Source organism: Fodinibius saliphilus, from assembly GCF_005869845.1.
GTDB lineage: Bacteria > Bacteroidota > Rhodothermia > Balneolales > Balneolaceae > Fodinibius > Fodinibius saliphilus.
Genome location: NZ_VAWF01000001.1, coordinates 1426945 through 1448450 on the forward strand (window position 1 = coordinate 1426945; position 21506 = coordinate 1448450).

The following is a 21506-nucleotide window of genomic DNA, read 5'->3' on the forward strand; positions in this document are numbered from 1 at the left end:
TCTTCAAAACGCTCAACAGTCGCCATAAATTTAAATATGTTGAAGGTTTTTAATATTGCAGTTTGCAAGTTAAAGGTTGAATGTTGGGGATGATGCTAATAAACTAACCTGTAACTTTCAACGTGTAACCTGTAACCAACTTTTTCAATGTATAACATTTAACAACCTTTTATACCCTTCAACCTTTAACAGTCTTTTCAACCCTTCATTTCTCATTCAGCATCACTCCTTCCACTTCGGCCCGTATTTGCAAGCCGAGGCTTTCAAGCTGTATGCAAACTCTGTTCTCTTTGGTGTAGACCACTTCTCCGTCTTTTCCTTTTAACGGACCACTTTCTACGGTAACCTTTTGTCCCCGTTCCAGCTGCTTTACCTCTAGATCAATATAATCATAATCAGCTAGAAACTTCCACATCAGCTCCATCTCCTCATCACGGATTACAGCCGGTTTGCCCCGGTAAAAGACGAAATTGAGCACGCCGTATGTCTGCAATATTTTTCTACGCCGGGCTTCGGTACATTTCACAAACACGTAGGAAGAGATAATGGGGGTTTCCACAATTTTCTTACGATCGCTCCACTGACGCTGTTCTTTTTGCAGGGGGAGATATACTTCAATATCCTTTTCTTCCAGGCGCTCACACACTTTTTTTTCCGCTCTTGGAGCAGTATAAACGGCCATCCATCTTTTTTTCCCTTTTGAAGGCGTCATAAACAATTTGTTTCTGTGACTAATTTAATATAGGCTTTGCAAAACCTAGCTTGTCATCCTGAATTCAGTTTAGGGTCTTGGTTTAAACGCGAACAACTGCATATGAGATTCTGAAACAAGTTCAGAATGACAAGATGGAAATAGGTTCGCAAAACCCTCTTAATAACTATTTTCGTTCAAATAGCAATACGTGCGTTTCGTTTTCAATTAGCTCCCGGCCCCATTCCTTCTCGGTAAAGACCGCCATGCGGATTTTTTTACCGGTCAATTCTTCGGCTTTCTTTGTCATCTTGTGCAGGTACTCCCGGTTCACATCACCGATAAGGTACAGATCTATGGTCGGGGCATCCAATCCCTCAGCCAGAGATCCGGTCAAATATACCTTCTTAAGTTCTCCCAGTCGGCTGAGCACCTTTTCCATCACCTGTTCTATGCCAACGGTTTTCATCAGCAGGGTCCGCACTTCACTATAAAGCGGATAATCACGGTTTACGCTGAACATTTTCTTGTTCCCATCCTTTTCGGCGGAAATTATTCCCGCTTCTTCCAGATTGTTCAGTTCCTGCCTCACCGCATTTGTAGAGACTTCAAACTCTCCCGACAATCCTCTTAAATAAGATCTTAGTTCGGGATTTATAAAGAATTTCAGCAGAAGCTTTACTCGTAACTGACTGGAAATAAGTGCGTCGAGCACTGTACAAATGTTAAATTATCGATGTTGAGTTTCTCAAGACTTAGAGTACATAACATATAAGTTGCAGATCTAAACGCTCCAACCTACAGCTTCGCCACGTCACTCCCATTGGAAGCGTCCGAAACCCTCAAAAATGAGTACCAATTATACTCAAGAATGTGCAGCGACGCAACCGGAATATTACCGGTTAATCAGCCACAATTCTGCATAGATTTAAACAGATTATACGGCGGCATATATAAAAGATGACACCGTTCCATTGTAGAAGTATTCAAGTTGTAGCATTAGAATCACTTTGCCTCGCCACCCTCTATAGTCTTAGACGCAGAGCAAACCTTCAACAATTCAACAGATTCTTAAACACTTTAACAATCTACTCTGCGAATTCCAGTTCTTGCTGGTGTACTGCCGGTCGCCCCACACTGATGTATGTGATGCCTGCTTTGCGGGCCCGGTCCAGGTCATAGAGGTTGCGTCCGTCAAAAATGACCGGCTGCTTCATTTCGTCGGCAAAGTTGTCGACCGTGGGTCGCCGGAACTCGTTCCACTCAGTGCAGATCACCAGCGCGTCAATGTCATCTAAAGCTTCTTTCTGGTTGTGCACAAAGGTGGTGGCCTCGAGCACGTCCTGGCTGGTCGCCTGCTTGAAGGTAGCGATGGCCTCGGGGTCATAAGCGATCAGGCTGGCGCCTTTGCTTGCGAGCTCCTCAGCAATATACAGCGCCGGGGCCTCGCGGATGTCGTCGGTCTCGGGCTTAAAGCTCAAACCCCACATCCCGAAGGTCATGCCGCTGAAGTCGTCGGTGCCAAAATAGTCCTCCATCTTGCGCACAATCGAGGTTTTCTGCCAGTTATTGACTTCCATGACCGAGTCCACAATCTTAAAGTCGTAGCCGTGCCCGGCGGCCGTGTGGTGGATCGCCTGCACGTCTTTGGGGAAGCAACTGCCCCCGTAGCCGATGCCGGCAAACAGGAAGCGCTTGCCGATGCGCGAGTCGGTACCGATGCCGCGGCGTACGTTGTCGACATTGGCGCCGACCCGCTCGCAGATATTGGCAATTTCGTTCATAAAGGTAATTTTGGTGGCCAGCATGGCGTTGGCGGCATACTTGGTCAGCTCAGAGCTGCGCGGATCCATCGTAATAATAGGGTTGCCCGAGCGTACAAAGGGCTCGTAGAGGGTGCTCATGGTCTCGGCGGCCCGCTCGCTGTCGGCCCCGATGACCACGCGTTCGGGCTTCATAAAGTCTTCGACGGCGGCGCCTTCGCGCAGGAACTCGGGGTTGGAGACCACATCAAAGAGTTCTTCAGAGGCCGATTCGGCAATGGCCTCGCGCACGCGGTCGGCGGTGCCTACCGGCACGGTCGATTTGTTCACAATTACGGTATAGTCCTCCAGCAGCGGGCCGATCTGTTCGGCTACGGTCATCACAGCCGACAGGTCGGCTTGGCCGTCGCCGCCCGGCGGGGTGGGCAGGCACAAAAAGATAATATCGGCTTCCCTTACGGCCTGTTCCATTTCGGTGGTAAACCGCAGGCGTCCCTCGCGGATGCTGCGTTCAAAAATTGTTTCCAGTCCGGGCTCGTAGATAGGGACATTCCCTTCTTTAAGCTCTTCTACTTTCTTCGCATCAATATCTACGCAGGTTACGTCATTGCCGGAATCGGCGAAACAGGTGCCGCTGACCAGCCCTACATAGCCGGTGCCTATTACTGCTAGTTTCATCTGTTTGTCACTCTATGATTTAAAAACTGAAGGGGTAATAAAAACCTCTTAATAAAATGAGGCGCTAAGATAAATGATTCGTATTGGTATTCAAAAAGCAAATTACTGAAAACTTATAGGTTAATTGTAGTTATTCTGAGTGCATAAGTTCCATACTTACTATCAAGCAATTAACCCAAGAATACCAATGCGGAGGGCAACTGGTCCAAATGTGGATATGGCCGCGCTGGAAGCACGGCCTACATTCTAAATCCCGGGAAAATAGCGCTAAAAGATATGCCCCTTAAACCATTTCGTTAAAAAAGCAGTGTCATCCTGAGCCCAGCCGAAGGATCTCCCCCCACCAGGCTCGCGTAGCATCTAAAAGATTTGCCCCCTCAATCACTTATGAACAATCTCTTGAAGATGGCTTTAAGCCTATCGACAAACATTGCGTATCATCCCCCTTACCCCCTTCTGGTACCTCCAACGCCTTTCATTCAGATAATGCCAAAAGGGGGACTTTTCCCTGCCATTTAAATACTTCTCGAGCTTATTCAGGAAAATCCTGAAACAAATTCAGGATGATATTGCTTTTAAATGTTGGTTTTAAAATCGAGGGTCTGGGGCGAATCGCGGGAAAAGCGTGACAGCAGCAACTACCGAGATAGAGCAGTAGCCAATCTCACTGCTTTAACCAGAACAAAATCTACGATTCCCCCAGCAGTTTTTTCGCTGTGCCCCATTCTACGTGAGTTCTTCCAGCTCTGCTGGTCCGACCACCGTCGGATGCTGACAAAAAATGGACAGAGAAGATAGTGCTAACATCCTCCTATTCCTCCTTCGATTTGCACTGGCAACCCTACCACTAAACAGAGCCACAAGGAGGAGTCTTGCCTTTCAGATCCTACGCGAATCTATTCAAGGAGATTCCTCGACTACGCTAAGCTCCGCTCGGAATGACTGCTTCTTTATAGTTTTTAAATTGGGGTCTGTGGCGAATCACGGGAAAGCGTTACTTGTTTAGAAACACTCCGTTTTTTGGTCGATCAAAAAACGGGTGTACAATAACTTAATGCTATCGGGAGATTACGTCGTCAGAGGAAAACACTCTTCCTCGTAATGACACTGCTTTTAAACAGGGGGGATAGATCGAAATAACTTTATAAAAATCATCAAAGTGTGAAAGGGCCGCACTGGCAGTACGGCCTACATATTGTCTACCGTCCCCAGTCAATTATCCTTACAGAATCATCCCGGCGCCCACCGTTTCATGAGTATATTCATCAATAATAATGATACTCCCCGTCCTACGGTTACGCTTGTAACTGTCGTAGAAAAGAGGTTTGGTAGTACGAATTTTGATACGTCCGATATCATTAAGGCCGATCTCCTTATCCCCTTCTACACGGTGCAAGGTATTAATATTCACCTTGTATTTTACCTCTTTTATAATGCAACGGGCATCTTGGGTAGTATGTTTGATGGCATACTTCCCGTTGGGATTGAGCGGCTCTTTGTTCAGCCAGCAGACCATCATATCAATGTCCTGACCTACCGTTGGCTGGTTGTCGGGTTTGGCAATCATATCGCCCCGGCTGATATCAATATCATTTTCGAGGGTCATCGTTACAGACATGGGTGCAAAGGCTTCCTCCTCCTCGTTCTCGAAGGTGTGGATCTCTTTAATTTCGGATGTGAAACCGGATGGCAGGGCAATAATCTCGTCCCCGGGTTTAAAGACGCCCCCGGCGATCTGTCCGGCATAGCCCCGGTAGTCAGGGTATTCGGTAGACTGTGGACGCGTGACCCACTGTACGGGAAATCGGCTGTCAACATGGTCATAATCACCGCTCACCTGCACGTTTTCCAGGGTATACAGTAAGGTAGATCCTTTGTACCACGGCATATTATCTGATTCTTCTACTACATTATCTCCGTAAAGTGCACTGATGGGAATGTAGTGAATCTCGGGTACGTCCAGCTTGGAGGAAAACGTTTTGAACTCTTTTTTAATCTTGTCGAACTGCTCTTCGCTGTAGTCCACCAGGTCCATCTTGTTTACGCAGAGCACGATATGCTTGATCTGCAGCAGGGATGCGATAAAGGCATGACGACAGGTCTGTTCGATAACGCCGTTTCGGGCATCTACCAGAATCACAGCTAAATTGGCGGTAGAGGCACCGGTCACCATATTTCGAGTGTACTGTACGTGTCCCGGTGTATCGGCAATAATAAATTTACGTTCGGGCGTTGAAAAGTAGCGGTATGCTACATCGATGGTGATACCCTGTTCACGCTCAGCCGAAAGTCCATCGGTGAGTAGCGCCAGGTTGGTATATTCGTCTCCCTTCTTCTTACTGGATTCCTCGATGGCCTCCATTCGATCATCAAAGATCGATTTTGAATCGTACAGCAGTCTTCCAATAAGGGTACTTTTTCCATCGTCAACACTCCCTGCCGTAGTAAAACGCAGCAGGTCCATGTCGAGATACTTTTGGGCATCGTTCTCTTTGTTACTCATTACAAATGATAAATTTTAAAATTATTTGTCACTTCAATAAAAGTTTAAAGTCGGAAGTGTTAAGTATTAAGTTTCTCGTCTAGACTAGAAATTAATCCCTGCATCATTGAGGAAAGCTCTTTCAGTTCTTTGATCATCTCTTTCGAAAGTTCTTTATCAATGAGTTTTGTTTCCATTCCAATGTACAATTGTGTTCTAAGTTCCGCCGCAGAACCTTTCGCTACATTTAAGAAATAACGAAATTCTTTGTCGGATTGACGTTCAGCACCTTCTGCAATATTTGAAGGTATCGAGATTACCGATCTCAGAACTTGGTTCTTAAACGCATAGTCCTTGCAATCTACTAGGTGATTGGTTAGATCAACCGACAACCGTGTTGACCGTTGCCAAACCTGTAAATCTTCAAATGACTGATACGCCATAACACTTTAAACTTAACACTTAACACTTATTACTGAACTTTTCTAAAAATAGCCTTGTTTTTTGCGCTCTTCCATAGCCGCTTCGGCCCGCTTGTCATCGGTTCGGTTACCGCGCTCTGTAATTCGGGCAGAGGCCACCTCTTCAATAACCTGCGGAATGGTATCGGCATCCGATTTGAAGGCTCCGGTACAGGTCATATCTCCGATAGTACGGAACCGTACTTGCTTCTCCTCATACTCTTCCTCCTCGGTCAGCGTAATAAACTTCGACTTCGCCAGGTAGGTACCTTCACGCTCCACAACATCGCGGGTATGCGCCAGGTACAGGCTGGGGATATCGATACCTTCGGCGGCGATATACTGCCATACGTCCATTTCGGTCCAGTTACTCAGCGGGAATACCCGAAAGTGCTCGCCCGGGCTTTTGTGTCCGTTATACAAATTCCACAGCTCCGGACGCTGATTCTTGGGATCCCACTGCCCAAATTCATCACGGTGTGAGAAAAATCGTTCTTTGGCACGCGCCTTCTCTTCATCGCGGCGAGCCCCACCAAAAGCGGCATCAAAGTCATGATCTTCCAGGGCTTTCAACAAAGTGGGGATCTGCAATTTGTTGCGGCTGGGGTTGGGTCCTTTTTCTTCCTTAACCAATCCTTCGTCGATCATGTCCTGGACATGGGCTACAATAAGCTCAACGCCCAGATCATCCATCAGGTTATCCCGGAATTCTATGGTTTCATCAAAGTTATGGCCCGTATCTACGTGTAAAAAAGGAAAGGGAATCTTTCCGGGCCAAAAGGCTTTCTGGGCCAATCGCGCCATCGTAATGGAGTCTTTACCCCCGGAAAACATCAGCACCGGGTTCTCAAACTGCGCGGCGACCTCTCTCATGATATGTATCGCTTCCGACTCAAGCTGTCGGATATGATTTAACTTATATAAATGCATATTTGGGTTTTCAAATGTTAGACAGATGTACTAAAGCGGCTAAAGTTAAGGATTAGTATGAAGAATGACTACTTCTTATTGCCTTTTTTTAAATTATATGGGACAAAAAATGTTATCCGGCGTTGGGGAGTTGTGTTTTCCCTTTCCTTTAGATGCTATTTTAATCTAATCCAAGAAATCCCGAAACAAGTTCAGGATGACAAGGTAATTTTTTAAAAAATGGGATTCCGGGTTGAAGGCTTGGGAAAGCGTTGCTTGTCCCCATCCGGCATAAGGAATTCTGTGTGGAGGCCGTAGGATGAGGAGGATAATTCTACACCGGTATATTTCTTTAATACTATTTCTCAATGGGAAGGACCATTAGAATTATCCCATCCGAAGGCCGAAGCCGGGTACAGAATTCTCTGCCGGTTACTTTTTTCGTCACTGAAAAACAGTAACAAAACAAACAGCCCCTTTTTCTTTTCCGCCTTTTGGCTTGATCCAAAAGACTCGTAAAAGATCAAGACTACAAATTGCGGGACAGCTCCGGCCGGCAGCAGGCGCGCATTTTGATGGTCCGATACACTTATAAAGTATTTCAAATATCATCACTGGTACAAAATGCACATCCGCCTGCTTTGCCCTCCGCTCGCAATTCTAATGTCATATTGGGCACCTTTATTTAAATAATGGGGCTTTTTAAAACGGGGGCCAGGGCGAATCGCGGGAACTACGTTGCTTGTTTCCCTCCGGCATAACGAATTCTGTGCCGAAAACAGAAGGCGGCCAGGAGTATTTCATACCGGTGTTATCCTCTAAAAAAGCAGCGATCGTAATGGACCATTAAAATACTTCCGCCGCATGTTTGGAGCCGGGTACAGAATTCTCAGCCAGTGACTTTTTTGGTTACTTTTTTCGTCACTGAAAAACAGTAACAAAACAAACAGCCCCTTTTTTTCCGCCTTTTGCAATACCCCATTCTACAGATATTTTTTTCCAGATTTGCTGGTCAGACTACTATCGGACCATCATTAAAAAAAGTAACAAAACAGTTATTACTATCTACAGAACCCACCCCGCCTCGTTCCTCAGCACACCTCCCAAGAGGGGATTTTTCTTGCTCTTTAGATATTACGCGAATCTATTCAAGGAGATTCCTCGACTTCGCTAGGCTCCGCTCGGAATGACTGCTTTTTTATAGTTTTTAATTGGGATCTGGGGCGTGGAATAACCCACCCAACATCCAACCTTCAACTCTCAACATTTAACCTTCAGCACGCAACATGCTCTATGAATCTACTTGTGACTCCAAATAGTCAAATACCATCTGTACGCCCTCTTCTACAGAAATATTGGTCGTATCGATTTCAATCTCCGGATTTTCAGGCTCTTCATAGGGATCACTGATACCGGTAAAGTTATCGATCTCCCCTTTGCGGGCCTGTTCATATAGCCCTTTCACATCTCGCTCTTCACACACCTCAAGGGGCGTAGAGATATGAACTTCAGTAAAATCCTCACACATATCACGGACAAAGTCGCGAGCATCCTGGTAGGGTGAAATAAAGGAGGCAACTACAAAGACGCCGTGCTTTTGTAGCAAACTGGCAATAAACCCAACACGTTTCACATGAGCATCCCGTTCTTCTTTAGAAAAGCCGGTCTTGGGAAAGACTTCCCGTACCGCATCCCCATCCAGGTGCTCCACTTCATATCCTTGCTCTTTCAATTGTGCATATACTTCTTCAGATATAGTACTCTTGCCTGATCCCGAAAGTCCGGTAAACCAGAGAACGGTGGGTTTTAAGCTGTTTTCTTGTTGTACACTCATAGTGTAAAGTTAAAAGTTTTAAGCGTTAAGTTGGTATTATGACTGCAGACGATGAACCGACAACGAACGACCACAGATCATTAAAAATTATGAATGTTGAATTTTAGATGCTGAATTTATTTCAGATTTTGTTGAGAAGTCTTCACTATTGAAGTCAGTATATTTATAATCTCATTAATTTCTTTCAAATGTTGTTCTGCATCAAATATTAAGAACTCACCATGTTTAAGTAGACGTAACCAATATTTGGTTTCTCTTTCCTCCTTGGATGCTATTGCCATTTTAGCAATAAAATCCCTCTTTGACTGAGCTGCTCCAGCCTCTTCAACGTTAGCACCTATACTAGTTCCACTTTTTAAAAGCTGTCTTGATATGACAAATTCATTTTTACTTACAAGAAGCTGACTAAGAGTAATTACCTTGAGGGCAAATTTAAAACTTTTTTCCTTAATTACATTTGGCTTATTCATGGACTTATTATACTGATTTAACTATTAGTATCAGTAGTAAGACCATTCAGTGAAACAAGGCTTACAAATTTTTAAGAAGCCTTTACATTCACCATCCAAAACTCACCATTTCCTACCACCCAACATTCAAAACTCAAAATTCAACATTATCTTTTAGGCCAATCAAAAAGCTGCCATTCTTCAAATCTTCTTTATTATAAGTTAAGGGTGATGAATGAGAACCTTCTCGCGCCGAATAGCGGTATACAGCATCACCCGCAGCAACATCCCACTCCATCGTAGGTCCCATACGCGGATAGATATCCGCTTTCCCCTCGGCCACCAGGCAAAACTTAAGGGAACTTCCGGCTGGAATTGTTTTCACTACATTTAACCCCTTTTCTTTCAGTTGTTCAACCAGCTTTCCGGATCCATGCGATCGACTTTGCATCGCTATAAGTTCATCATCTGATGTACTGGCTGTTGAGTAAATAGGCTCCGGGGCTTCGGTTCCAACTTGCTTGAAGGATCCTTTTCCTTTTTCAGCATAATACAGCGTTTCCTTATCCGGAACATACACCACCCCCATCACAGGAATACCATCATCAATAAGGGCGATGTTCACCGTAAATTCCCCATTCTTTTTGATAAACTCCTTGGTACCGTCAAGGGGATCCACGATCCAGAAGGTATCCCAGCCATTACGCTCATCATATGCGGGCACGCCGGACTCCTCCGATATAATGGGCGTTTCGGGATCCAGCTCTTTTAATGCATCAACGATAATATGATGTGAAGCCAAATCCGCTTTCGTCAAAGGAGAGTCATCATCCTTCCGGCTGATCTCTACATCCTGCGCATCATTATATATTTTCAACATCGCCTCGCCGGCCTCTTGTGCTATTCCAATAATCTCTTTTAACATCATACTTATGTTTTTAAAAATTTTAAAATACGTTCATTTTAGTTATGCCATGGCGGGGAGTCCCCAGTCACCCGACTTCCAACCCTCAACATTTACCTTCAACATCCAACACTGGCTTTCCTACAACGGCCAAATCAGAGGCACCAAAGATATTGTAATTACGGCTACCATCAAATTTAATGGTAAACCAATCTTGGTAAAATCGGTAAACTTATATCCCCCGGGACCATATACCATCAAGTTTGTCTGATAGCCAATTGGCGTCGAAAAACTGGCCGAGGCCGCCATAATAATAGTCATCACAAAGGGCATATAGCTTACCCCAAAGGAAGCAGCCATCGATATGGCAATCGGAAATATCAGCACCGCAGCTGCATTATTGGTCACCATTTCGGTAAGTACCCAAGTGGATAGGTATACTCCTGCCAGCGCCAGGTACGGACTACCCTTGGCATAGCTTAAAAACCCTTCAGCTAAAACCGAGGCAGCACCGGTTTCCTGCAAAGCATTTCCTAACCCTAATGAAGCTGCAATAACCAGCAGAACTGACCAATCGATATAGTCTTTAGCTGTAGCTGTTCTGCAACATCGAGACGCTACCATTAGTCCGGCTGCTAAAAAAGAAGCCTGAAACATGGAGAGCAACCCAAAAGCGACAGAAGCAACCATCCCGCCCAAAATAGCCCATGCATAACCCGATTTTTCGTAGTCAGGTGGACTAGAATCACTGATTCCGCTTATTAGATAGTAATCACTAGAGTTTCTATACTGATCCAAAAAGGTAGGATGCGCCTCTAAAAGCAGCGTATCACCGGTATTTAACCGAATGTCTCCCACCTTCTCTTTCACCCGTTCTCCACTGCGTGATACAGCCAACACCACCGCATCATACATATTGCGAAATCCTCCATCTTTAATTGTTTGGCCGTTAACCGGATGGCTCGGAGAAACAACGGCTTCAATTAATAGACGTTCGCGACGTGATGAGTTGAGCTTAAATATTTGATCCGTGGCCGGGGTCAACCCTTTGATCTGCTGCAAATCAATAATAGAATCCACAACCCCGGTAAAAATGAGCCGATCATTAGCCCGCAATTCCTGTTCAGGGTCAACGGCTGCAATAATATGTCCATCCCTATAGATTTCGGCCAAGAATAGCTCCGGAAGGTGGCGAAGACCCGCTTCTTCAATCGTTTTGCCGGGCAGCGGACTGTCTCCTTGCACAATCATCTCAATGGTATATTCTCGCGGATCTTTAAAGGTATCGTAGCCCGAACCACGCTCAGGAAGTAGTTTATCCCCAAAAAATGCGAGATACAAAAAACCAACAATAGCACAGGGTAACCCAATGAGGCCGGGTTCAAACATTCCGATCGTCTGTGTCGAAGCCTCTTCAATAAGCAAGCCATTAACGATAAGATTGGTACTGGTACCAATAAGGGTACACGCCCCTCCCAAAATAGCAGCATAACTCAACGGGATGAGTAACTTGGAAACAGCAACTTGATTTTTTCGGGCCCAATCCTCCAAGGCCGGGATAAAAGAAGCAACAACGGGAGTATTATTAAGAAAAGCACTGACAACCATAACCGGTGCCATGATACGTAGCTGGGTACGGCGGATACTGTTGAAGCGGCCGACTATCGTCTCCACTACATATTGGATAGCCCCTGTTTCTTTAAGGCCTGCAGCTACCACATACAGGGCTGCTACAGTGAGCATCCCTTGGTTTGAAAAACCGACAAGAGCCTCAGATGCTGGAACAGTCTGCGTAACTATTAGCGCCGTCAGTCCACCTATAAAAACGACATCAGCCGCTATACGCGTACTGATGAGTAATACAATGCATATTAAAATGACGGCTATTACCGTCCAGCCGGCTAGTGTCATGGCTATAACTGTTGTAAAGTCTTTTTTTCTCTTGAGCACAAAGAAAAAGAATTGTGATGTGCTTTCAAATTACAAATCTACAAATGATAAGCGCCTAAGGCCGAAAGGTTTGCCTTACTCTTTAGATCTTAGCGAACCTTTTCATGAGCTTTTAATAGGTCTACAAAAATTCCCATAACGAATTCTAATCCGGTGACTTTTTTGCTGTACCACGTTCTACGTTGATTACTTTTTTTGTCACTGAAAAACAGTAACAAACAGTACCTTTTTCTTTCCAGCCTTGATGATCCTTGGCACTCATAAATTATTTCAAGGTTATCACCGGTACAAAATACCCAACCGCCTGCTTTGCCCTCCGCTCACAATTCTAATGTCGTTTGGGGCAACTTTATTCAGATAATAGCGTTTTCAAACGGGGTCTGGGGCGAATCGCGGAAAAGGTTTGGGGAAAGCAACTGCCGGAATAGAGCAATCCTATGAATAAGTATGTTAACAAGTACAAAATCTACGATTCCCCCAGCAGTTTTTTCCAATACATAGCTTTAGAACAAGGTAAAAATGGCCATCCCCGCCACTACATAAAACTTCGGGATACATAGCTGCACCTCCTTCGGTTCACATTACTTAGCGCCACAATGAGGACACTTCATTGCCTCATTAGCGCCCATCATTGCGAGGAATACAGTGAATTGGCGGGACGACGTGGCAATGATGCGTGACGGCTACTTTTTGATACTAAGCGAATTGTTATCAGGGAGATCCTGAACCAAGTTCAGGATGACAAGATGGGTGGATAAAAAATGGGGCTCTCGGACGTTGAATAACCCATCCACCGTCAATCCTCAACATTCATTATCTAAAATTGCCTTCGCCTACATCGGCCAAAACACCGGAACCAAAATAATTACGACCGCCCAAAGTACGAGCTGTAGCGGAAAACCCACCTTAAAGAAATCGGTAAACTTATAATTACCCGGTCCATAAACCATCAGATTTGTCTGGTAACCGATGGGCGTTAAAAGAGACATGGAGGCCGCTAGTGTAATCCCAATAAAGAGCGGACGCGCCGCTAATCCCTGGGTTTCAGCTATCGATAGGGCAATGGGGAACATAAGGGCAACAGCCCCATTATTGGTAATAAGCTCCGTCAGTATTACCGTCACTATAACAACCCCGGCAAGAACCGTCCTGGGACCATAGATACTCGTCAAATCCACTAATCCCTGCCCAATTATTACCGATGTACCACTCACTTCCATGGCTCTACCTAAGCCCAAGGCCGAACCTATTACAATTAGTACCGTCCAATCGATAGATTGCCGTGCCTCACCGGCCTCTATAACATTAAAAGCCAATAAAACGGCAACCCCCAACACTCCTGCCAGGGCTATATGCATAAATCCAAAAGCAACAAGACCAATGATACCGACTAACACAGCAATAGAAATATATAAATCCTTTCCACCGGGGCGTTCTTCTTTAATTTCCGATACATCACCGGGAACTTCACCACCAGCTTCACTGGTTAGAAAGAAATCCTCCGTACCTTCATAGGCACCCCGGAAACCGCGACCGGTATCAAGAAGCAATACATCGCCGGGATGCAATACGAACTCTCCCAAAGGCTCATCAATACGTTCTCCCTTTCTCCGGACTCCTGTTACAGCAGCTCCAAATCGTTCAAGCAGTTTGGCCTCCCCCACGGTAGCGCCTACCAATCGTGATCCTTCCTTAACAACTACCTGGTGCAACTCTCGGTCTTTTTCATCGCGCCTTATAGTTCGGGGCGGTTGAAATGCAAGCCGAAGCCCGGGATAACCGGTCAGGTTCGGCTTTTTTGCAGCGATACCACCTTCAGCTGCATAAAAAAGATGATCTCCCGCCCGCAGCTTTTCATTTTCGGGTACCGGTGCAATCTCTTGCTCATTTCGGTTAATACGTGACAAATAAAATCCCGGAAATACTGTGAGACCTGCTTCTCCAACTTCCTTACCAATAACCTCTGCCCCATCGGTTATTTCAAGCTCTACCAAAAGCTTTCGCTTTAGTTCTTCCTGATATCGAATATCTCGGCGAGCCGGTGTCAACTTAGGTGAAACAAAAACCAAATAAATAAGTCCGGATATAGCACAAGGTACTCCTACCCATGCCAGTTCAAAAAAAGAAAACCCTTCGAATCCATGACTTTGTAATAAGCCATGCGTAATCAAGTTTGTACTGGTACCGATCAGCGTACACATTCCTCCTAAAATAGCAGCATAAGAAAGAGGCATTAACAGTTTTGAAGCCGGGATATTTTTCTTCTTTGCCCAGCTCCGTATCGCCGGTATTCCCATTGCCACAATAGGGGTATTATTAAGAAAGGCCGAGTAAACAGAAACACTGGGGCATAACCGTAACAATATACGCTGTACACTTCTGGTTTTTTTACCTAAAATAAATTCACTGGCCTGATCCAAAGCCCCACTTTCTCGAAGTCCCGTCCCCACTACATATAAGCTACCCAAGGCTACCAGCGTTGTATTTCCGAAACCAAGGAAAGCCTCCTCCAAGCTAATCACGCCGCTGGCGGTAGCAATAGCCAAAGCTGTTACCAACACAGCATCAGGACTCCACACATCAAATGCCAATGCAATGAAAGCGAATGCTAATACTGATAAAATTATAATTTGTTCAAACCCCATAAAACCGTAACCGGCTAATGATTTAAATAGTTTACGTAGTGTGTTTTTTATCGAAGGTGGCAAAGTAGGTGTCCTTCCTAAAATACCCTCTCATTGATCGTACTGTGATACCGCTTAAATATCATACTCAAATAAATGAATTATCCGATGTTTTCAAACTTATACAGAACATTTTATGAATGGCGTATAGATCAGTATCTGAACAATGGATAAGAACTACAGTCGTTGATGCTTATCCTCCTACACCTCTTTCGGATCTCATTGTCGCGCTATCATCATTAGAGCCACAATAGAGCACTTCTTGCAAACATTTCGTCTTCTATGCGAACCAATACGAAAAGGACCTGATTCGCCGGACCGTGTACAGGATAACAAGGATGTTACCAGTCCACCTCCCTTTGATAGTTACTGTATCCATTTTTTGATAAATCTTATGGTGTATTCCTTTTGTCTTGATACAAAAGGAACATCCCAAATGATAGCATGCAAAAATAGACATATTAACGATACCTAACTTAAAATATGGGAACTCCACCGAAAGCATCTCATTCTAATGGAGGCAGTAGAACGAAAGAAAAACTAAAACGATATTCTCGCCTGAATCCCAATTTCACTGCGTGTATCCCCTTCAATCTGGTTTAATCCACTCCCCACTACCTGTTTATTCTCATAGACCGTAACTCCAAACTTTGCCCATAACTCCAGATACTCAAAAGGCTCATAGTTTAGCAAAGCATACATTCGTTGTCCCCTATCAAACAGGGCCTGGCTGGCAAAAACATATAACAAATCATTTTCAAACTGGTACACACGGCTACTAAAACTCTCAGTATCAAACATCGATATACGAGCATCAAGCTGAAGGTTCTCTCTTAACTGCAATCGGATATCCTGATAGATCAAATAACCACGCTCCAGGCTTTCCCCAGCCTTTTTACTCTGCACCAACTCTCCCCTGCTCCGCAGACGTACTTTCGGATTTACCCGATATTCTAGGTGTGCCCTATAAGTACTTCGTCGCGACGACCCGAGTTTTCGTTGCTTTCGCCCATACCTATCGGTGATTTCAAACTCGTCATCTTCAATTTCACTTCGAAACTGCAAGTAAAAATTAAGATCTGATGACATCTCTACATTGGCCTTCCCCAGCCATTCATATCCTTGGGTAGGCTGGTTGGTCCCAAAACGAGCACCAGGAAAACGAAACTGATCCATATAAGCAAAAAGCGTAATATTTTCACCGATAGCGTGTTGTAACCCCAGATAAATACCTTGTTCATTTTTAGGCTGTCCCGATATTTCTCCGAAGCCGTTCCCCAAAATCGATTGAAAATCCTTTTGGTAATGGCGGTAGGCCAAGGTCATTTCAGTATCTTTCCCAATCTCGCTTTCAATCCCTGTTATATATCCTAATCCTCCATTCTCGCTTCGTGCTGCCTCACCGAACACTAATGCCGAACCCAATAAAAATGTATAATCAACGCCAAAAGCTGAATTCGACCGCCCTTCAAAGTCATATTGTGCATATATTCGTTCACTTGCTGCAATAACATGATCAAAAGTAGTTTGATAACCGGTAGCACCGATAATCCCAAAGGGCAACTCCATCTGTATATGTCCGCCGAAGAGTTTCTGACCTAAATTATCTTCTTTACGAAATTCATTGGCCGTTCTTTTATACCCGTCTGTTCCCGGATATCGGGTTGTATCTTCACTTATCACACTGGCACTTCGCCGCCGATTCGAATAAAAGCCCGTAAGCTGCAACTTGCCACCATATGTGACAGCTCCACCCCGGTAAAAATTTGTTTCCTGGGCCGAAGTATAAGGCTTGATTCCGCGACCATTTCTATTTACCGCCCCAATAACATCACTGCCCTTACCAAAAGCGGCCCCGCTCCATAGTACTAGCCCCTGCCCAAAGGCAAGGCTGTAATCTCCCCCCACCAGCATCTGCAGATTCCCATTGTCCTCTAGTGCAATATGCCAACTCCGATGATCAAACTTCACCGGACTTTCCAGCTGTTCTCCTGGATCCTTTTCCTGGGTTAAATTCAGTGAAATATGATCACTTTGATAGCCGAATCGCTGGTAATATTTGATGCGTGTTCCCACATATCCTCCCTCATCAGGGTGCTTTTTATAGCCTTCTGCTTCTTGGATATCCTGTTGATAACGGGAAAATGCCTGAAAACGTCCATCAGCAGTCCAATACCGATAATCCGTAAAAAGGGTCTTACTTAACTCCAATCCCCGACCCGGAGTTACATAGGGGCGCACCTTCTCAAGGGTTACCCGACCAATCCCGGAAACTTCCTGCAGCTCATTAACCGTCTCGAAAGGTTTAACAGAAGAACGGTAATCGATGATAGCGCGAGCCGTTTTAAAATTTAAGCCGGGCACCTGTAATAGGGCATTAATACGGGCAGTATTTAAATTTACAGGATTCGCTGCAAGCTCTTGTAATAGTTGCGTTAACTGTTCAGCATCTTCCCCAGAATTTTCAGGATCAAAAACCTCCAGTGCTTCTTCAAGGTCATCTTGCACGTCCGATTGAGTAGAATCTTGCTGCTGGGCCAACATAACCGAAGGCGCCAATAACAGGACTGCGACTATATAGTAGAAGCTTCGTTTCATCACCAAGTAATTTTAAAATCCAAAGCCGGACTATAACCCAACACCTGGTTTTCGTGACGTTGCACAGCAATATTCGTACTCCAAAAAGATCCTTTATAACCAATACCTGCTGAAAAAGTTTGTGGTGAGGTGGTTATCCCGGCACGTCCTGTCAACCCACCAATAATAGCGACCTCTATCCCGCCCCGATATGAGATAGGAAATTGTACATCTTTATATACATCAGCGGAAAACAAGGCTACTTCTGAGAGGTAGTATGATAGGCCTATACTGAGGTCCCGGGGCAACTTTTCATTATTACGTGAACCATAAGATGGGTGGTTGACATTGGTGGCTTTGGCACCTATCCATAGGTTTGAAGCAATGGGCGTAGCCACGCCAACATCAACACCTATTGCTCCAGCCGATCCATTGTCAATATCTTGTGCAACATGGCTATAGTTTAGGATAACACCATAGTGAAATCCCATAAACTCATTTTTATACCCCAGGCGAAGCCTATTTTCATTAAACAGATCAAAGCCATAGCGATGAGCCGCCGCCCCAATTACCCCAAGTTGGGTAGGATAAGTTACCGAAACGGCCATATCTGTAATCTCGGAAAATCCGAAGTAACGCACGCCAAAAAAAGAGGCTGTCGGTTTCTCAGCAGACATCATGGCCGGATTGGCAAACATCGACCAGCTCGTTTCTTGCAATGCTGTTGACGCCTGTCCCATCGCCAGTTCCCGGGCACCAATTACGGCTTGTGCTTTTAATTGCTTACCATAACTTTGTATAAATAGGAAGCAGATAAAAGCGATTAGTATATTTTTACTGTTGAATATTTTCAGCTTTTGTATCATTACAGATTACCACTTACCATATGTTTCTTAACTAAGATCTTTAAAATGAGTATTTATCGGCTATTTTTCCTATTAAAAAAATATTATCTGCTTGTCTTTATTTTATTTCTACCCTGTATTGGTCATGCTCAGGAAATTAATGCCGAAGTATCCATAGATCGAAGTCAGCTCAGCAGTACTTCTCTGAACTACCTAAATGATCTTCCCAACAAAATCGAGGTTTATATTAATGAGTATAACTGGATAGATGCCGAGTTTAAGGAGCAAGAACGTATCGGTGTTAATATTCAAATCACCCTGCTCAGCGTGGACAGCGACTTTAACTTTGAAGCTCAAGTTATTATTCAATCCCGACGTCCTATTTATAATACGACTCAGAAAACAGCGCTCTTTATTTTTAATGACAGTAATTGGGAATTTAATTATAGGCCCAACAGTACTTTTATTCATGACGAACTACAATTCGATCGCCTAACCAGCCTGTTGGACTTCTATATGTATACCGTTTTGGGATACGATTTTGATTCTTTCCAAAAATTAAGCGGCACCCCCTACTTTACCCAGGCACAAGATATCGCCTCTTTGGCTCAAAGTGCCTCTGCTAGTGGTTGGTCACGCAGCAGTAACAATCGGCGAAATCGGGTTCAGCTTATTCACAGCCTACTCAGCGCAAACTATGAATCTTTTCGCGAGGCCATATACCAATATCATCGAAAAGGACTCGATATTTTTATTGACAATCCAGAAAAAGCTCGGCAAAATGTGTTAGATGCCCTGGAAAAAATCAGGGAATCTCAAAGAAGAACCTCAACAAGCCTGGCTTTTGATACATTCTTTAATGCCAAATACCGAGAGATTGTCTCTATCTTCGAAGATGCTGCTCCCTCTGTACGACTCGAGGCCTACAATTTACTCTCTGATATTGACCAGGGCCATCTCGGTGAATACCAAAAATTGCAATAATCCGGATAATTCAGGAAAAATACTTTGTTCTGAACAAGGCGAAGTAGAAATGGCGACAGAAGAACACTGTTGTACCCAGAGTAAGCCATCCACACTTCAACGCCATACAAAACTAATTTTTGCAGTCTTCTGACAAACACTCAAATGCCAGCTACAACCAATTTTCCATATATAAGGTAATATCAAACACGTACCGCATATTGTATCATATTTCGTGGATAATTTGGGCCAAGCAAAACATAAGAGACTTTTTACTCTCTTTTTAATACATTAAGACAAAACTTTTTCAGGTGAACATGTGATTAAAACCAATACTATACTCACTACTGAACATTTAAGCTCAGGTTTTGTATATTCCTCGCCTGATGATTTGAAACTTTTCCCATTATAACTGAAAATATTTTCATCGCATGAAATTTTACGTTTGTATTAAACAGGTTCCCGATGTAGATGCACCCATCCAGATTAAGGATGGCGAACTTATCCAAGATACCGACCGTATGGTGCTGAATGCCTACGATGCTTCGGCTGTTGAAGAGGCACTGGTACTCAAAGAAGAACACGGTGGCGAAGTCGAAGTGGTACTCGTTGGCCCCGAAAAAGCCCAGGAAACTATTCGAAAAGCACTGGCAATGGGCGCCGATAAGGCCACACACATTGCTACCAATGGCGACACAGATTATGACTCTGCCACCTATGCCAACATTTTAGCTACCTTCTTTTCTGATAAGGAATACGATGTTATTTCATGCGGTAAGCAATCGCAAGATACCGATGCCGGGCTGGCAGGAAGTATGCTGGCAGAACACCTGGACCTGCCTTATACAACGAATGCTGTAGGTCTTGAAGCAGAAGAAAATACGCTCGTAGTTAAGCGTCAAGGTGATGCCGGACAAGAGATCATCGGATTGCCTACGCCCTGCCTGGTAACGTGCTCTAACGACATGAATGAGCCCCGTATCCCTAGTCTTAAAGGAATTATGCAATCAAAGCGTAAGCCGGTAGAAAGTATTGACGTTGGCGATCTGGATATAGATGAATCCAAATTGCAACCTAAAACAAAGGTTACCGGACATATGGAAAAACCCGAGCGTGAGCCCGGGCAAAAGTTTGAGGGCGAAGCTGAAGAGCTTGCTCAAAAAGTTGCTACCCTTCTTGATGAAGAAGAAAACGTAATTTAATGAACAGCGACCAGTGAGCGCTAGCTTGTTACTCATCAGTCGTTTACCAAGAATTTAGAACGCTAAATAATTTCCTATAATGAGTACTCTTTTAACCCATATTGCCATCAGCGACGGAAAGATCAAACGTTCTTCGCTGGAAGTTTTATCTCACATGCGTCAACTTGCTGAAGCGAACGGACATACTGCTGAAGCGGTCATTATTGATGCCGAGGCCTCTAACTATGTTGATGAAGTTAAAAAGTATGGCCCCTCCACGATATATACCGTGGAAGACCCTATCTTTGAAAATCATATGAATACCCCGCTCCTTAAAGCGTTAAGTAAAGTGATGGATGAGGCAGATCCCTATATTGTTGGATTTGGATCTACCGAAAGTACGAAAGATATTTTAGGTGCCTTGGCAGCCAATCAAGATGCGGCTGTACTTTCAGATGTCTCAGAATTTGAGCTCACCGATGCGGGTATTAAAGCCAAACGTCCCGTAATGGCAGCTAAAATATTGTCTGATAATATTGCTGAAGGAGATACCATTTTAGTATCTGTACGTTCCGGTTCATATGATCTGGATGAAGCTGATGCTGAGGCGAATATTGTGGATATTGATTTCAGTATTGACGACAGTGACGTTCAGGCAACCCTACGTGAAATTATTGGTGCTTCCGGCGATAAGATCGATCTTGCTGAAGCCGAAACGATTGTAGCGGCCGGACGTGGTGCCAAAGATGAAGAAGGACAAGACCTTATTAATGAATTGGCTGCTGTTCTTAATGCCGGTATCGGGGCTTCTCGTGCACTTACAGAAGCAGGAATAATGGACCCCAGCCTGCAAATTGGACAAACCGGGAAAGTTGTTTCCCCACAGCTCTATATTGCTGTCGGTATTTCAGGAGCAATCCAGCACGTTGCGGGGATGACCAATAGTAAAGTTATTGTTGCTATCAATAAAGACCCTGATGCCCCAATCTTTGATATTGCCGATTATGGCATTGTTGGAGACCTTTATAAAGTACTTCCTCCATTTATTGAGGAACTTAAAAAAATTAAGGGCTAACGTAACTGGGCAAATATTTCACAAGAAAAGAGTTGCACGCCCAACCAAAAGAGCGCAACT

Annotated in this window: 17 protein-coding genes; 3 read left to right on the forward strand and 14 right to left on the reverse strand. The window is 44.4% G+C overall.

Translation table 11 applies throughout. The features are described from left to right. Positions 1 to 205: 205 nt before the first annotated feature. From FCN14_RS06010 to FCN14_RS06075, 14 genes are all read right to left on the reverse strand, one after another. The gene (locus FCN14_RS06010) at positions 206 to 712 is read right to left on the reverse strand and encodes a UpxY family transcription antiterminator (protein ID WP_138430277.1); all 507 of its coding nucleotides are present in this window, start codon (positions 710 to 712) and stop codon (positions 206 to 208) included. Between the two features lie 166 nt (positions 713 to 878). Beyond that, positions 879 to 1406: a winged helix-turn-helix domain-containing protein gene (locus FCN14_RS06015; RefSeq protein WP_138430279.1), complete on the reverse strand. Its 528-nt coding sequence runs from the start codon at positions 1404 to 1406 to the stop codon at positions 879 to 881. 373 nt (positions 1407 to 1779) lie between these two features. Continuing rightward, positions 1780 to 3132, reverse strand: a complete 1353-nt coding sequence (locus FCN14_RS06020; RefSeq protein WP_138430281.1) for a UDP-glucose dehydrogenase family protein — start codon at positions 3130 to 3132, stop codon at positions 1780 to 1782. A gap of 1222 nt (positions 3133 to 4354) precedes the next feature. Then, positions 4355 to 5635 carry a sulfate adenylyltransferase subunit CysN gene (gene cysN, locus FCN14_RS06025; RefSeq protein ID WP_138430283.1) on the reverse strand — a complete coding sequence of 427 codons (1281 nt, stop codon included), beginning with the start codon at positions 5633 to 5635 and terminating at the stop codon, positions 4355 to 4357. A gap of 59 nt (positions 5636 to 5694) precedes the next feature. After that, positions 5695 to 6057 carry a four helix bundle protein gene (locus tag FCN14_RS06030; RefSeq protein WP_138430284.1) on the reverse strand — a complete coding sequence of 121 codons (363 nt, stop codon included), beginning with the start codon at positions 6055 to 6057 and terminating at the stop codon, positions 5695 to 5697. A 42-nt stretch (positions 6058 to 6099) separates the two neighbouring features. Then, positions 6100 to 7005 (reverse strand): sulfate adenylyltransferase subunit CysD, encoded by a 906-nt coding sequence (cysD, locus tag FCN14_RS06035; RefSeq protein ID WP_138430286.1) that lies wholly within the window; start codon positions 7003 to 7005, stop codon positions 6100 to 6102. Positions 7006 to 7349: 344 nt separating this feature from the next. After that, positions 7350 to 7589, reverse strand: a complete 240-nt coding sequence (locus tag FCN14_RS06040; protein WP_138430287.1) for a hypothetical protein — start codon at positions 7587 to 7589, stop codon at positions 7350 to 7352. Positions 7590 to 8275: 686 nt separating this feature from the next. Next, a complete protein-coding gene (cysC, locus tag FCN14_RS06045; RefSeq protein WP_138430289.1) occupies positions 8276 to 8818 on the reverse strand; it encodes an adenylyl-sulfate kinase in 543 nt (180 codons plus the stop codon). Between the two features lie 116 nt (positions 8819 to 8934). Then, positions 8935 to 9288: a four helix bundle protein gene (locus FCN14_RS06050; protein WP_138430291.1), complete on the reverse strand. Its 354-nt coding sequence runs from the start codon at positions 9286 to 9288 to the stop codon at positions 8935 to 8937. A gap of 133 nt (positions 9289 to 9421) precedes the next feature. Next, entirely contained in the window at positions 9422 to 10195 is a 774-nt protein-coding gene (gene cysQ, locus FCN14_RS06055) for a 3'(2'),5'-bisphosphate nucleotidase CysQ (RefSeq protein WP_212747576.1), read from the reverse strand. A gap of 117 nt (positions 10196 to 10312) precedes the next feature. After that, a complete protein-coding gene (locus FCN14_RS06060; protein ID WP_246043107.1) occupies positions 10313 to 12121 on the reverse strand; it encodes an SLC13 family permease in 1809 nt (602 codons plus the stop codon). 833 nt (positions 12122 to 12954) lie between these two features. Further along, positions 12955 to 14766 carry an SLC13 family permease gene (locus FCN14_RS06065; protein ID WP_138430293.1) on the reverse strand — a complete coding sequence of 604 codons (1812 nt, stop codon included), beginning with the start codon at positions 14764 to 14766 and terminating at the stop codon, positions 12955 to 12957. 579 nt (positions 14767 to 15345) lie between these two features. Then, positions 15346 to 17403, reverse strand: a complete 2058-nt coding sequence (locus FCN14_RS06070) for a ComEA family DNA-binding protein (RefSeq protein WP_138430295.1) — start codon at positions 17401 to 17403, stop codon at positions 15346 to 15348. After that, positions 17403 to 18248, reverse strand: coding sequence for a hypothetical protein (locus FCN14_RS06075; RefSeq protein WP_138430297.1), 846 nt, complete (start codon positions 18246 to 18248; stop codon positions 17403 to 17405). Before FCN14_RS06075 ends, FCN14_RS06070 begins: the two co-directional genes overlap by 1 nt. A gap of 45 nt (positions 18249 to 18293) precedes the next feature. Between FCN14_RS06075 and porD the strand changes: the two genes are divergently transcribed. From porD to FCN14_RS06090, 3 genes are all read left to right on the forward strand, one after another. After that, entirely contained in the window at positions 18294 to 19211 is a 918-nt protein-coding gene (porD, locus tag FCN14_RS06080; protein ID WP_138430299.1) for a type IX secretion system protein PorD, read from the forward strand. A gap of 410 nt (positions 19212 to 19621) precedes the next feature. Beyond that, positions 19622 to 20392 (forward strand): electron transfer flavoprotein subunit beta/FixA family protein, encoded by a 771-nt coding sequence (locus FCN14_RS06085; RefSeq protein ID WP_138430300.1) that lies wholly within the window; start codon positions 19622 to 19624, stop codon positions 20390 to 20392. Between the two features lie 79 nt (positions 20393 to 20471). Beyond that, positions 20472 to 21446: an electron transfer flavoprotein subunit alpha/FixB family protein gene (locus FCN14_RS06090; protein ID WP_138430302.1), complete on the forward strand. Its 975-nt coding sequence runs from the start codon at positions 20472 to 20474 to the stop codon at positions 21444 to 21446. Positions 21447 to 21506: the final 60 nt, after the last annotated feature.

Bases quoted from the DNA above. Each gene is read 5' to 3' on its own strand.
- FCN14_RS06010 (WP_138430277.1), bottom strand. From the start codon at position 712: ATGACGCCTTCAAAAGGGAAAAAAAGATGGATGGCCGTTTATACTGCT.
- FCN14_RS06020 (WP_138430281.1), bottom strand. From the start codon at position 3,132: ATGAAACTAGCAGTAATAGGCACCGGCTATGTAGGGCTGGTCAGCGGC.
- cysN (WP_138430283.1), bottom strand. From the start codon at position 5,635: ATGAGTAACAAAGAGAACGATGCCCAAAAGTATCTCGACATGGACCTG.
- FCN14_RS06030 (WP_138430284.1), bottom strand. From the start codon at position 6,057: ATGGCGTATCAGTCATTTGAAGATTTACAGGTTTGGCAACGGTCAACA.
- cysD (WP_138430286.1), bottom strand. From the start codon at position 7,005: ATGCATTTATATAAGTTAAATCATATCCGACAGCTTGAGTCGGAAGCG.
- cysC (WP_138430289.1), bottom strand. From the start codon at position 8,818: ATGAGTGTACAACAAGAAAACAGCTTAAAACCCACCGTTCTCTGGTTT.
- FCN14_RS06050 (WP_138430291.1), bottom strand. From the start codon at position 9,288: ATGAATAAGCCAAATGTAATTAAGGAAAAAAGTTTTAAATTTGCCCTC.
- cysQ (WP_212747576.1), bottom strand. From the start codon at position 10,195: ATGATGTTAAAAGAGATTATTGGAATAGCACAAGAGGCCGGCGAGGCG.
- FCN14_RS06065 (WP_138430293.1), bottom strand. From the start codon at position 14,766: ATGGGGTTTGAACAAATTATAATTTTATCAGTATTAGCATTCGCTTTC.
- FCN14_RS06070 (WP_138430295.1), bottom strand. From the start codon at position 17,403: ATGAAACGAAGCTTCTACTATATAGTCGCAGTCCTGTTATTGGCGCCT.
- FCN14_RS06075 (WP_138430297.1), bottom strand. From the start codon at position 18,248: ATGATACAAAAGCTGAAAATATTCAACAGTAAAAATATACTAATCGCT.
- porD (WP_138430299.1), top strand. From the start codon at position 18,294: ATGAGTATTTATCGGCTATTTTTCCTATTAAAAAAATATTATCTGCTT.
- FCN14_RS06085 (WP_138430300.1), top strand. From the start codon at position 19,622: ATGAAATTTTACGTTTGTATTAAACAGGTTCCCGATGTAGATGCACCC.
- FCN14_RS06090 (WP_138430302.1), top strand. From the start codon at position 20,472: ATGAGTACTCTTTTAACCCATATTGCCATCAGCGACGGAAAGATCAAA.